Here is a 12,950-nt window from a genome sequence, read left to right as displayed (position 1 = left end):
GAGGATCGGTCATGAACCGCTCTCCTTGTGCTGCCCGCGGGTACGGGAGGCGAGATAGGTGGCAATCTGGCGGTCGATCTGGCCGGAGGTAGCGGCGATGTCGCGCACCAGCCCGCCATCGACCCATTCGAGCCGGCCATCGCCAAGGCGGATATCGGGATCGCCCATCACCACCAGCCGTCCGGCAAAACCGGCATGGGACATCTGGTCGGTGGCGATGTCGCGGATGGCGTCGGCGAGATCAGGATGGCAGCGGATCACCAGGTGCGGCACGCCCGAAAGGCTCGGCAGGCATTCGGCCACCAGGGCTTCGAGTTCGGCCAGCGGGAAACGGGCCACGAGGTGCAGCGCCAGCTTGCGGCCGACGCTGAGGGCCAGTTCCACCGCGTCCTGGTGATGTCCGGCGCGCGCCTCGTCGAGGGCAACCGCCATCTTGGCGGATTGGGTGGCGAGGCTTCCTGCAGCGGCGGCGATGGCCTGGGTGGCCATGGAAGCGGCATTCTGCTCGCCGGCCCGCATGCCCTCGGCATAGGCCTCCTCGCGCGCATTGGCGATGAGCTGGGCGACCACGTCCTCGGGAATGGATGGCACCGGTGGCGGTTGCGGGGCGCCGCGCCGCGTCGGGCGGGTCTCGAGGTTCAGGTCGAAGGTGAAGCGGGCGGGGCTGGCCATGGCGTCACGCAATCATCTGGTCGTCGGACTTGGTCTTGAGGATGATGATGTCGCCCTTGGCGGCAAGATCCTTGGCCGTGGCCACCATGCGGGTCTGGGCCTCGTCCACATCCTTCAAGCGCACCGGGCCCATGCCGGCCATGTCGTCCTGCAGGAGCTTGGCGGCGCGGCTCGACATGTTCTTGAAGAAGCTTTCCTTGACCTGGTCGTTGGCCCCCTTGAGTGCCAGCGCCAGGTCGCGCTTGTCGAGCTTCGAAAGCAGCGTCTGGATGGCCGACATGTCGAGGCGCGCCAGATCCTCGAAGGTGAACATCAACTGCTTGATGCGCTCGGCGTCGTCGCGATTGGCCTCTTCGAGATTGGTGATGAAGCGCGCTTCGGTCTGGCGGTCGAAGGCGTTGAAGATCTCGGCCATCTGCTCGTGGCTGTCGCGGCGCTTGGTGTGGTTGAGGGTCGACATGAACTCGGTGCGCAGGGTCATCTCGATCTTTTCGAGGATTTCCTTCTGCACCGGGTCGAGCCCCAGCATGCGCGCGACCACGTCCATGGCCAGTTCCTCGGGCAGCACGGCAAGCACCTTGGAGGCATGCTCGGTGGCGATCTTGGAGAGGACCACGGCAATGGTCTGGGGATATTCGTTCTTGAGATAGGCCGCCAGCACGTCGGCCTGCACGTTGGACAGCTTTTCCCACATGTTGCGGCCGGCCGGACCGCGGATTTCTTCCATGATCGCGTCGACCTTGTCCTGCGGCAGGAAGCTCAGCAGCAGGCGCTCGGTCGAGTCGGTATTGCCCGAGAGCGAGCCATTGGACGAAATGGTGGTGACGAATTCGATCATCAGGTCGTCGAGCATTTCCTGGGTGATCGGCCCCAGCCGCACCATGGCGCGCGAGAGTTGCTTGACCTCGAGTTCGTCGAGTTCGTCGAAGATCGGTTTGCCGTAGTCGGGGCCCAGGGCCAGCAGCAGAGCGGCAGCCTTTTCGTCGCCCTTCAGGAGGCGCTGTTCGCCGCCCACCTGGAGCTGCGCGCCCACCGTAGTGGGGATGCCGTTTTCATCGCCGGATTGAGAGACCAGGGCCATCTGCGTTACGCCGCGTTACCAAGCCAGTCGCGCACGATCAGCGCGGCCTGGCGGGGGTTTTCCTCGACCAGCGTGCCGACGGTCTTGAGCGTCTGGAGCTGGGTTTCGCCCATCGACTTGGCATTGGCGACCCAGGCGGGGGTCTTGTCGCGCGGTTCGATGATTTCGGCTTCGGCGATCACTACGCCATTGGCGCCCAAGACGCCGTGATGGCCGACTTCGGCAGCTTCCGGCAGGGCCAGCGCCTTGGTTTCCGGGGTCAGCACCTTCTTGAGCAGCGGACGCATGACGAAGAAGACAAGCGCCAGGGCGATCAGCAGGGTCACGGCCATTTCGGCGCCGTTCATCAGGTCGTCGCGGGTGAAATCGAGCAGGCCGCCGCTCGCTTCGGTGCCCAGCGGCGCCAGGTCGGGCCGTTCGGCGAACTGCATGTTGACCACTTCGACGCTGTCGCCGCGATCGGCCGAGTAGCCGACGGCGGAACGGACCAGGGTCAGGATCTGGGCGACTTCGTCGGCCGAGCGCGGCGTATAGGTCTGGTTGCCGGCGCCATCGTCGGCATAGGTGCCGTCCACGACCACGGCGACGGAGAGGCGCTTGACCGCGCCGGCCTCTGTGACATTGGTCTGGGTGGTCTTGGAAATCTCGTAGTTGATGATTTCCTCGGTCGAGGTGCCCTGTTCGGTCGTGCCGCCCGTGCCGGCCGCGCCGCTGGCGCCCGGCAGTTCGTTGGCGACGGTCACCTGGCCATTGTTGCCGCCCGAGAGGTTCTCGCTTTCGCGCGTCTGGGTGGAGCGAACGACCTGCGATTCCGGGTCGAAGCTCTCATTCGTTGTGGTCGAGCGGTTGAAGTCGAGTTCGGCGGCGACTTCGACGCGGGCGCGGCCGGCGCCCACCACATTGGCCAGCATGTCCTCGAGGCGGGTGCGCAGGCGGTTCTCGAAGCCAAGCGTCCGCTCGTCGTTCTGCGCGGTCATGACGCCATCGGCATCCTCGCCGCTGCCCGAGGCGAGCAGGTTCCCCTGGTCGTCGACGATCGAAACGCGGCTCGGTGCAAGGCCCTCGATTGCGGACGCGACCAGGTGCTGGATGGCGCGGATTTCGCCCGAGGACAGTTCGCCTCGAGTGGTCAGCACGATGGAGGCGGAGGGGTCCTTGCGCTCGCGGCGGAACAGTTCGCGCTCGGGCAGGACCAGATGCACGCGGGCGCCGGTGATTCGCGTCAGCGATCCGATGGTGCGGGCGAGCTCGCCTTCGAGGGCCCGGACATTGTTGATGTTCTGGACAAAGCTCGTGGCGCCCAGGGTCGATTGCTGGTCGAAAATCTCGTAGCCGACCTGGCCCCGGCTCGGCAGGCCTTCGCCAGCCAGCGACATGCGGGTCGTGGTGATCTGGTCGCGCGGGATCAGGATCGTGTCGCCTTCGCCCCGCAACTCATAGGGAATGTTGAGGGTTTGCAGCTCGGTGACGATGGCCGAGGAGTCTTCAAGGCTGAGGCCGGAATAGAGCGGCGCCAGGTTGGGGGTCTGGCTGCGCATGATGAGAAAGGCAAAAAAGCCCAGCATCAGCACGGCAACCAGGGCCATGGCTGCCAAGCGCGGCAGGCCGATCCGGTTGATGAGATTGGTGAGACTTTCCACGCCGCCACTCTATTTGTCTGCTGCGGTCGATGGTGCCCCCAAGACCGATGGGCAAAAATTACCTAGCGGATGGTAAACAATGTATTAACCGGCTGTTGCAGCTTGCGAAATTTGGGCAAGAACTGCCGGGTCTCGTTAACAAGGGGTGAATCGCCATGCTACGCGTTCTGGGTCGGGTGACCTCAATCAATGTGCGCAAAGTGCTCTGGGCACTGGATGAACTGGGCCTTACCTACGATCGGGAGGATTGGGGCCTGCCGCTCCGCGACCCAAACGTCCCGGAGTTCCTGGCGCTCAATCCCAATGCGCAGGTGCCGGTGCTGATCGATCGCGGCTTTTCCATGTGGGAGAGTGGCGCCATCCTCATCTATCTCGCCGATCGGGACGGGACGGGCGCGCTGCTGTCCAATTCCCTGCCGGCGCGTGGACGGGCGCTGCAATGGCTTGGCTGGCAGGCTACCGAACTTAACGCGCCCTGGGGCTATGCGGTCAACGCGCTGATGCGGCGCAATCCGGCCTATTCGGACCAGGACAGGATCGCCCAGAGCATTGCCGGCTGGACGGCAAAGATGGCCATTCTCGAAGCGGAACTGGGCAAAGGCTCGCCGTTCATCGCAGGCTCGGACTTCAGCATTGCCGATATTGCGCTGGGCCTCTCCTGCCATCGCTGGTTCATGACGCCATTCGACAAGCCGAGCATGCCGAACGTCGAGGCCTATTACCGGCGCCTTGGTGAGCGCGACGCCGGTGCCCGCTGGATGCCGCAAGATTACGGGTGAGAGGATCGCTTCGGGCCCCAATGCGTCCCCACCCACCGCGCCGTCCTCGGGCTCGACCCGAGGACCTGTCGACCCACAAGGTGAAACTTCGTTGTCGCGCCGCGGCACCCCACCCTCAGTCCCTCCCCATCGAGGGGAGGGAGGCGCAGGTTCGAGCGCCGGTGTTCATCGTCTCCTCCCCCATGTGGGGAAGACCAAGGGCGACAGTACCCGCCAAACAAAACCCGCCGGATTGCTCCAGCGGGGTTTGGATTGTGCTTACCTTGGATCCGGCCCGGCTTCTCGCGAAGCTCGAAGCGTGATCCGCTCAAATCTGTCCAACGGACAGATCTGATCGCCGGAGGCGGTCGCGGATCACCCCTCCCGGTAGTGCTGGATCCAGGTGGTCCTGAGACCGGCAAGGCCATGCTTGTCGATGGCGGCCTGCCAATTCAGGAATTCGTCGACACTGAGCGTATAACGCTCGCAGGCTTCTTCAAGGCTCAACAGGCCACCGCGAACGGCGGCGACCACTTCGGCCTTGCGGCGGATAACCCACCGTCTCGTATTGGCAGGCGGAAGGTCCGCTATGGTAAGCGGGCTGCCGTCGGGACCAATCACGTACTTCACGCGAGGACGCATCTGTACGGTCATTTTACTCTCTACTCAAACCTGACCATATGAGCTTGAGAGTAGGACAGTTGGTTTAAAATACCCCTAAGGGGAAACTTACAACAGGTTAAGAAACGCCAGTGGTTTCAATCAATTGAGTGTTGCAAAATGCGAAAGGCGGCCCGATGGACCGCCTTTGCGCGCAAACTGGTGCCAAACCGTCAGGCCTCGGTCTCGGGCTCTTCCTCGTCCGGGTCTTCCCCGGCAGGGGGCGGGGTAGTGGTTTCGGGCACCACGCGCACATCGGTGACATCCTTGAGCGCCACCTTGTTCTTGCCCACGGTAAGCATGGGTTCGGAACCCGAGAAGTCGACGCCGGTGACCACGCCCACGGACTGGGTCGACACCTTGACCTCGTTGCCCTTGAGGTTGGTGCCCTTGATCTCGATCGTATAGACGCCATCGGGCTTGGTGCTGCCATCCGAACCAACGCCATCCCAAAGGAAGGCGCCGGGTCCGGCATTGAGCGAACCGGTTTCGGTATAGACCACCTGTCCGGCGGAATTCTTGATGGTCACCGTGGCATTGGCGACATTGGCCTCGGCATTGTAGGCCCAATAGGCGCCGCCATCCTTGAGCTCGGCGGTTTCGCCCGAGGCGGAAACCTGCTTGCCGATATAGGAGACCGCATCCGAGCGCGCCGTGGTCTGGGTATTGAGCAGCAGCGCTTCGAGGAACTCGTTGGTCTTGAGCTGCTGCTCGACACCGGTGAACTGCACCAATTGCTGGGTGAACTGGTTGGTGTCGAGCGGATCGAGCGGGTTCTGGTTCCGCAGCTGCGTGGTCAGGATCGACAGGAAGGTGTCGAAATTGTCGGCGATGGTCTGGCGCGACGCGGCATTCTTGGTCGCTGCTGAATTGGTGCTCGAAACGCCATCGACGGCCATGACACCTACTCCTTAGGCAATGATGTTGACGCCGCTGGCCTGCAGCGCGCCACGATAGAGATTGACCATGGGGGGCGATGGCTCGGTCTCGGCCCCGGCAGCATTGTCATTGGCCGAGGGGCCGGTCTCGCCGCCGCCCTGAGCCTTGCCCTCGCCCATCTGGCCCTGCTGGCCGGCAAAGGGATTTTGCTTGAGGGAAAATTCGAGATTGGTCTTGGCGCCATCAAGGCCCGCCTGCTGCAGTGCGCGTTCGAGGCCACGCTGGTCGCGCTGCATCAGGTCGAGCGTTTCGGCCTTTTCCACCGTCAGCCGGGCATTGACCTGGCCGGCTTGGTCGATTTCGAGGCGCACGTCGATGCGTCCGAGTTCCGGCGGGTCGAGGCGGATCTGGAAGCGGGTATTGCCGTCCTGCACCTGCCGGGCCAGCTCGAAGGCGATCTGGGGCAGGTTCAATTGCTGCTGGCTGGTCTGGTAGCCGGCCTGGATGATGCGCGGATTGGCGGCGGCATCGACGCGGGCGCTGGTGGGCTGCTGCGCCGTGGCGTCGGCCGACGGGGCAGGGGTATTGGAAGCATCGGTTGGCGCCGGGGCAGCGGCAAAGCCGGGCCGTGCCTCGCGCGAGGCCGATGGCTCGGGGCGCTCACGTCCGCGATCGCCGTCCTGCTGGTCGCTGCCGGCCTGGCCGGACGTGGTTTCGGGCGCTTCGACAGGCGCCGCAGCGGCCGGAGTGCGCTCAGCCGTATCCGTGGTCTCGGCGACATTGCCCGACAGCACCGGCTCGGTGAGCTTGAGCGTGGGCGCCGCCAGGACCGGCTCTTCGGGTACCGTTGTGGGCTGGCCGGCAAGGCCGGCGGCGAAGCGACCGAGTGCGGCCTCGATTTCGGGGTCGAGCGGCTGGCCCGGCGCCATGCCCAGGGAAGCCAGCTTGCCTTCGGGCACGTCGCCCTTCTCGATCGCCGCCATCAGGGCGGCGAGCTTGTCGCCGAGCGCCTGAAGCTGGGACGCAGCGCCGGGGGCGCCGGCAAGGTCGGCGGCATCGGTGGCCGGCTGTGCCCCGGCCAGCGATTTGGCCAGCGGCGACAGCAGTTGCGTCAGCGCACCGGCAAGCCCCGTGTCATCGGCACTGGCTTCGAGCAGGGCCGCGAAATCGTCCGGAATGGCCAGCGCTTCGAGATCGAGGCCCAGCGCCTCGGCAAGGCCACTGAGCGCCGAATTGACTTGATCCAGCAGTGCGGGGTCGAGCGGCTCGCCCTTGTCGAGGCTGGCCTTGAGTGCGCCGAGCGCCTCGACGAAATCGACCATGGGCTTGGGTTCAGCCGGCGTTTGCGGCAAGACCGGGCCATCCACTGCGGCGGCCAGGGCGTCGGGATCGGCAGCCTCGTCACCGGCTTCGCCGCCACTGCCTTCGAGCGTCAGGCGGAACAGCGCCGCGAGGTCCTGGGTACCGGTTTCGCCCAGCGTGTTGGTGGGGGGCGTCGTGGTGGCGGCAGGGGCTGCATTGCCGAGCAAAGCTGCAAAGAGACCGAGGAGACCGCCGGGCTCGCTCGTTGCATCCTGCGCGCCGGCCTGCTGGCCGGTAAAGGCCCGGGTCGAGGCGCTGGCGCCGCTGATTACAGTCAGATGTGAAGCCACGTGGGCGCCCCTGAACAAACACTCATCCAGCCCACTGCAATGCAAGCGCCTTGCCAGATCACGGGATTTCGGAAATGTCTTTATTCACCGTGGTTTATCGCCGTGTTGTCGCCCCGGGGCAGTTAGGGTCGCGGCCAGAGCTGCCGGGCGGGCGGCAAAAGCTGCCGGGTGGATGCATGGACAGATCGGGCGCTTTTGCGTATGGAAGCGCGGAATAGTAGCCGCTGGCCCTTGACCCCAACCGGATACGAGAAGAGATGCTGAACTCGCTTGATATTGCCAAGCGCCCAGAGGACACGCGCGTCGTCGTCGCCATGTCCGGGGGCGTGGATTCCTCCGTTGTCGCCGGATTGCTCGCCCGCGAGGGCTATGAGGTCGTGGGCGTCACCCTGCAGCTTTACGATCATGGCGAAGCCGTTCATCGCAAGGGCGCGTGCTGCGCCGGGCAGGACATTCACGACGCTCGCCGCGTCGCCGCCGCGCTCGGCATTCCGCATTACGTGCTCGACTATGAAGAGCGCTTCAAGAATGCCGTCATCGAGCCCTTCGCCAACGCCTATCAGCAGGGCGAGACCCCGGTGCCCTGCATTGCCTGCAATCAGTCGGTCAAGTTCGTCGACCTGATGACCGTGGCGCAGGATCTGGGCGCCGATGTCCTGGCCACCGGCCATTATGTGCAGACGCGGCTCGGCGAAGATGGCAAGCGCCACCTTTTCCGTCCGGTCGACAATGATCGCGACCAGTCCTATTTCCTCTTCGCCACGACGCAGAGCCAGCTCGATTTCCTGCGCTTTCCGCTCGGTGGCATGGGTAAGGCCGAGGTGCGCCAGCATGCGCGCGACATGGGCCTCGAAATTGCCGAAAAGCATGACAGCCAGGACATCTGCTTCGTGCCGCAGGGCAAATATGCCGACATCATCGCAAAAATGCATCCCGAGGCGCTGGCCAAGGGCGAAATCGTCCATCTCGACGGTCGTGTGCTCGGCGAACACGAAGGCATTGTCCATTACACGATCGGCCAGCGTAAGGGCCTCGGCATTGCCGCAGGCGAGCCGCTCTATGTGATCAAGCTCGACCACCGCACGGGCCGCGTCATCGTCGGCCCGCGCGAAGCCCTCAAGACCCACACGGTGCGCCTGCGCGACGTCAACTGGCTGGGCGGCATGCCGCTCGCCGAAGCCAGCGCCGGCAATGGCGCGCCCGTCGAAGTCAAGGTGCGCTCCACCCGCGGCCCGCAGCCGGCGGTGATCCAGGTGCAGGGCGGCGATGTCTATGTGACGCTGATGAGCGGCGAATACGGCATCTCGCCGGGCCAGGCCTGTGTCTTCTACGCCGACGACAGCGAAACCAGCGAAGTCCTGGGCGGCGGTTTTATTGCCGAGGCGGTTCCGCAGGCGCTGGTGGCTTAGAGCCGCTCCGCAGCGCTTTCACCTCTCCCTTTGGGGGAGAGGTGGCTTCGCCCTACTCCCCGCTCAATTGCTCCGCCGTCGGCTGGGTCGCAGCGGCGTTGGCTTCCTTCAGCGCCTGGTAGGCATTGGGGCCGCCCAGGAACATGCCGATCGAAATCAGCAGCACCAGCGCGCCCATGGCGAGGATCATGATGCGGATCGGGTTGAGGCCGAAGGGGCCAGTTTTCGGTGCGTCCGGCATGGTGGGACCTTCCAGGATGATACAGCGATAAAAATGTTGCCTTCCGGCCAAAGGACTGGCGCGGCACCGGCGTCTTAGTCTCTACAATAGCCCGGAGAGGCAAGACGTGCATGCTGAACTGATGGGACTGACCGACGCACCCCCGATGGATGCCGAGGCGCTGACCAGCGCCCTGGTCCTGCGCGCCCAAAAGGGCGACGGCACGGCCTTTGCCGAGCTGATCGAGGCGCAGTATGACTGCATCTATCGCACCGCCTGGCGCTGGTGCGGCCGGCGCGACGATGCCGAGGACATTGCCCAGGAGGTCTGCGTCAAGATCGGGCAGGGCCTTGCCCGCTTTGACGGGCGCAGCGCCTTTTCGAGCTGGGTCTATCGCATCACGCTCAATGCGGTGCGCGATTGGCAGCGGGCCGGCGCGCGGCGCGTGCGCCACCACGATGCCTTTGCCGACGTCAGCCCCAGCGAGGCCGAGGCCGAACAGGAGGCTGTGGCCACGGCCTGCGAACTCTGGGCTGCCGTGCGCAGCCTGCCGGAAAAACAGCGCGACGCGGTGCTGCTGGTCTATGCCGAGGAACTGAGCCACGCCGAAGCCGCCGCCATCATGGGCATCAAGGAAGCGACTGTCTCCTTCCACGTATTCGAGGCCCGCAAGACATTGAGGGGGCTGCTATGAGCTTTCCTGACGACACTGATCCGTTTGCCAATCTCAAGTCCGGCGCCGTGCCGCCGCCGCGCGCCGCCGCGAAAACACGCGCTTTGGCTTCTGCCCGTGCCGCCTTCGAGGCCGAAGCGAAAAAATCTGCTGCTGCGCCCCAAGGAAAATCCGTGGGCCAGCGTCTCACGTCCATCATCCAATCCTTGAAGGGGATTTCGATCATGGACATGCGCATTCCCGTCGGCACCGCCGCCATCGCCCTCCTGGTGCTGCCGCTCGGCTGGCAGCTTTACTCATCCACCGCTCTGACCCCGACCATGCAGGTCGCGCCGCAGGTCGGCCAGAATGTGGAAGTGGCCGAGGCCGAGGCGGACCTCGACAGCGAAGTGCCCGTCTCGGCGCCACGCGAGGAAGCACCCGCCGATGCCAGTGTAGCCAAGACCGGAACCGCCGCTGCACCCGTGGCCCTGCCGCCGCCGGCGCCGGAACCGATGCTGGCCCAGGAAAGCCTCGACATGGCTGCCCCGGCGCAGCCGACATTGGGGGCCGCGCCAATGGCCGACAGTTTCGCCGCGCCCTCCGGTGGCATGCTCTCGGAGAGTGAAGCGGAAGTCATGCCAGCCCCGCAGTCGACACAACCGAGCGGCGACGAATTTTCCCGTTTCGAGGAACAGCGCCTGAAGGTCGCCGCCGAGGAGCCAGTCTCCACCTTCTCGCTCGATGTCGATACGGCAAGCTACAGCTATGCCCGGCGCATGCTGGAGGATGGTTATGTCCCCGAGCGCGATGCCGTGCGCATCGAGGAGCTGATCAACTATTTCCCCTACGACTACCCGGCCGCGGAAAGCGCCGATGTGCCGTTCCAGCCGACACTGATGGTCTATCCCACGCCTTGGAACAAGAAGACGCAGATCCTGCAGATCGGCATCAAGGGCTTTGAGCCTGATGTCGCCGACACGCGCAGCAACCTGGTGTTTCTGATCGACACGTCGGGCTCCATGGACGAAGCCGACAAGCTGCCGCTCCTGAAACGCGCCTTCGGCCTCCTGCTCGACCAGCTTTCGTCCGATGACACGGTTGCCATCGTCACCTATGCCGGTTCGGCCGGTGTGGCGCTGAAGCCGACCGCAGCCGACAGCAAGGCCGAGATCATGGCCGCGCTCGACCAGCTTTATGCGGGCGGCTCCACGGCCGGCGCCGAAGGCATCGAGCTCGCCTATCGCCTCGCCGAAGACGCGCGGATCGAAGGCGGCACCAACCGGGTGATCCTCGCCACCGATGGAGATTTCAATGTCGGCATCAACGATCCGGAAAAGCTCAAGGACTTCATCGCCGAAAAGCGCCAGAGCGGCGTCGGCCTTTCGGTGCTCGGCTTCGGTCGCGGCAATCTCGATGACGCCACCATGCAGGCCCTGGCCCAGAATGGCGACGGCAATGCCAGCTATATCGGCAGCTTTGCCGAGGCCAAAAAGGTGTTGGTCGAAGAGATCGGCGGCACGCTCCACACCATTGCTCGCGACGTGAAGGTGCAGGTCGAGTTCAATCCGGCAGTGGTCGCCGAATACCGGCTCATCGGCTACGAAACCCGCCATCTCAACCGCGAGGATTTCAACAATGACGCGGTCGATGCCGGCGATGTCGGGGCAGGGACCACGGTCACCGCGCTCTACGAAATCACCGCTGTCGGCTCGGGCGGCGAGCTTGTCGAACCGCTGCGCTATGGCGGCACGGACTCCACGGGAGCGACCGAGGAAATTGCCTTTCTCAAGATGCGCTACAAACTGCCCGACAGCGCGGTCAGCCAGCTCATCGAACAGCCGGTGACGGCCGAAGTCGTCTATGACGATATCGCCGATGCCGGTGTCGACGCACAGTTCGCCGCGGCGGTCGCCGCCTTCGGCCAGAAACTCAAGTCCAGCACCTATGGCACGTCCATGAGCTGGGACGAGGTCGAGGACCTGGCCAAAGCCGGACGCGGAGCGGATGACGGCGGCTACCGCGCCGAGTTTATCCGCCTGGTGGATATGGCAAGGCTCCTGAAGCCCGACACGCATACCGACGTCTGCGATTTTCCAGCTAGCGCCGATGATTGCGACTAAATCAGGCGGCAGCCGCGATCCCATTCTTCTCCCCATCGGGGAGAGGAATACGCTGAGCTGTTGACCTTCTTCACCTCTCCCTTTTGGGAGGGTGACCGATCAAATGTTCATCGTCATTGCCCGGCTTGTCCGGGCAATCCATGCTTCCGCGAAAATGGACCACCCGGACAAGCCGGGTGGTGACGATCAACGACAGGCCAGGTGAACCCTAAACCAGCGGCTTTAAACCCGCTTCGATCTGGGCCCGGCGGCCTTCGAGGAAGGGTGGCAGGGCCAGCGATTCACCCAGGGTTTCCATCGGCTCGTCAGCGGCAAAGCCGGGAACGTCGGTGGCGATCTCGAACAGGATGCCATTGGGTTCGCGGAAGTAGAGCGAGGTGAAGTAGAAACGTTCCACTTCGCCCGAGGAGCGGATACCAAAGCTGTTCACCCGTTCGATCCATTCGCGGAGACCCTCCTGGTCCGGCGTGCGGAAAGCGACGTGATGCACGCCACCGGCGCCGGGACGGGCGCGCGGCAGGCTCGGGTCGACCGAGACATGGAGTTCCGCCGCCGGGCCGCCGGGGCCCATTTCATAGACAAAGGTCTCCCCGCCGCGCTCGCGCGCCGGATAGTGCCGCACCTGCCGCATGTTCATGACGCGGGTCAGCATGGCATCGGTGGGTTCGAGCACCGGCACCGAGAGGGTGATGGGCCCCAGCCCGATGATCTGCTTGTCGGCTGGCACGGGCGACTTGGCCCAGGGCACGGTCTTGTTCTTGCCGTCGACGACGAAGCGAAACCGCTGACCTTCGAAATCCTCGAAGTCGAGCGAGACATGGCCGAAGCGTTCCTTGATGCCTGACGTCGAGACCTTGTTGGCTTCCAGGTGCTCCTTCCACCACTGCAGCGTCTCTTCGCTGTCGACGCGCAGGCCGGTGCGGCCAACCGTGTGGTTGCCGCGCTGTTCGCGCATGGTGGGAAAATCGAAGAAGGTCAGGTCAGCGCCGGGCGAGGCGACGCCGTCGCCGTAAAACAGGTGATAGGCCGTGGTGTCGTCCTGGTTCACCGTCTTCTTGATCAGGCGCATGCCCAGAGTCTTCGTATAGAAGGCGAGGTTCTTCGGCGCGTCGGCGGTAACGGCGGTCAGGTGGTGGATGCCGCCAAGTTCAAGGGTCATTTCGTTCTCCTCGGCGGCTCCAGCGAGCCGGCCAGTTCATTGGGG

12 protein-coding genes are annotated in these 12,950 nt (G+C 64.5%); 4 read left to right on the top strand and 8 right to left on the bottom strand.

The features are described 5' to 3' along the window. Positions 1-9: 9 nt before the first annotated feature. Genes JEQ47_RS19705 through fliF form a run of 3 tightly spaced genes read right to left on the bottom strand, consistent with a single transcriptional unit; the run spans position 10 to position 3,393 of the window. Positions 10-672 carry a FliH/SctL family protein gene (locus JEQ47_RS19705; RefSeq protein WP_198878153.1) on the bottom strand — a complete coding sequence of 221 codons (663 nt, stop codon included), beginning with the start codon at positions 670-672 and terminating at the stop codon, positions 10-12. A gap of 4 nt (positions 673-676) precedes the next feature. Further along, a complete protein-coding gene (gene fliG, locus JEQ47_RS19700) occupies positions 677-1,753 on the bottom strand; it encodes a flagellar motor switch protein FliG (RefSeq protein WP_198878152.1) in 1,077 nt (358 codons plus the stop codon). 5 nt (positions 1,754-1,758) lie between these two features. Next, positions 1,759-3,393 carry a flagellar basal-body MS-ring/collar protein FliF gene (gene fliF, locus JEQ47_RS19695; protein WP_198878151.1) on the bottom strand — a complete coding sequence of 545 codons (1,635 nt, stop codon included), beginning with the start codon at positions 3,391-3,393 and terminating at the stop codon, positions 1,759-1,761. A 155-nt stretch (positions 3,394-3,548) separates the two neighbouring features. Here fliF and JEQ47_RS19690 point away from each other — a divergent pair, with 155 nt between their 5' ends. Then, positions 3,549-4,172, top strand: a complete 624-nt coding sequence (locus JEQ47_RS19690) for a glutathione S-transferase family protein (protein WP_198878150.1) — start codon at positions 3,549-3,551, stop codon at positions 4,170-4,172. Between the two features lie 354 nt (positions 4,173-4,526). On the opposite strand, the gene sciP is transcribed toward JEQ47_RS19690, so the two are convergent. From sciP to JEQ47_RS21135, 3 genes are all read right to left on the bottom strand, one after another. Continuing rightward, the gene (gene sciP / locus JEQ47_RS19685; RefSeq protein WP_035085775.1) at positions 4,527-4,805 is read right to left on the bottom strand and encodes a CtrA inhibitor SciP; all 279 of its coding nucleotides are present in this window, start codon (positions 4,803-4,805) and stop codon (positions 4,527-4,529) included. 179 nt (positions 4,806-4,984) lie between these two features. Beyond that, positions 4,985-5,710 carry a flagellar hook assembly protein FlgD gene (locus JEQ47_RS19680; RefSeq protein ID WP_198878149.1) on the bottom strand — a complete coding sequence of 242 codons (726 nt, stop codon included), beginning with the start codon at positions 5,708-5,710 and terminating at the stop codon, positions 4,985-4,987. Positions 5,711-5,722: 12 nt separating this feature from the next. Beyond that, the gene (locus JEQ47_RS21135; RefSeq protein ID WP_198878148.1) at positions 5,723-7,342 is read right to left on the bottom strand and encodes a flagellar hook-length control protein FliK; all 1,620 of its coding nucleotides are present in this window, start codon (positions 7,340-7,342) and stop codon (positions 5,723-5,725) included. Positions 7,343-7,599: 257 nt separating this feature from the next. Here JEQ47_RS21135 and mnmA point away from each other — a divergent pair, with 257 nt between their 5' ends. Continuing rightward, the gene (gene mnmA, locus JEQ47_RS19670) at positions 7,600-8,751 is read left to right on the top strand and encodes a tRNA 2-thiouridine(34) synthase MnmA (protein WP_198878147.1); all 1,152 of its coding nucleotides are present in this window, start codon (positions 7,600-7,602) and stop codon (positions 8,749-8,751) included. Positions 8,752-8,803: 52 nt separating this feature from the next. Here the strand turns inward: mnmA and JEQ47_RS19665 are convergent, their stop codons facing one another. After that, the gene (locus tag JEQ47_RS19665; RefSeq protein WP_198878146.1) at positions 8,804-8,992 is read right to left on the bottom strand and encodes a hypothetical protein; all 189 of its coding nucleotides are present in this window, start codon (positions 8,990-8,992) and stop codon (positions 8,804-8,806) included. Positions 8,993-9,098: 106 nt separating this feature from the next. Here JEQ47_RS19665 and JEQ47_RS19660 point away from each other — a divergent pair, with 106 nt between their 5' ends. Both JEQ47_RS19660 and JEQ47_RS19655 read left to right on the top strand, forming a co-directional pair. Beyond that, positions 9,099-9,665, top strand: a complete 567-nt coding sequence (locus tag JEQ47_RS19660; protein WP_407931795.1) for an RNA polymerase sigma factor — start codon at positions 9,099-9,101, stop codon at positions 9,663-9,665. After that, positions 9,662-11,746, top strand: coding sequence for a VWA domain-containing protein (locus tag JEQ47_RS19655; RefSeq protein ID WP_198878145.1), 2,085 nt, complete (start codon positions 9,662-9,664; stop codon positions 11,744-11,746). Before JEQ47_RS19660 ends, JEQ47_RS19655 begins: the two co-directional genes overlap by 4 nt. Before the next feature lie 208 nt (positions 11,747-11,954). On the opposite strand, the gene JEQ47_RS19650 is transcribed toward JEQ47_RS19655, so the two are convergent. Further along, positions 11,955-12,905, bottom strand: coding sequence for a ring-cleaving dioxygenase (locus tag JEQ47_RS19650; protein ID WP_198878144.1), 951 nt, complete (start codon positions 12,903-12,905; stop codon positions 11,955-11,957). Positions 12,906-12,950 lie beyond the last annotated feature (45 nt).

Source organism: Devosia sediminis (assembly GCF_016411825.1).
GTDB lineage: Bacteria > Pseudomonadota > Alphaproteobacteria > Rhizobiales > Devosiaceae > Devosia > Devosia sediminis.
Note: the sequence above shows the minus strand (reverse complement) of the source record. Positions and strands in the feature narration are given on the sequence as shown.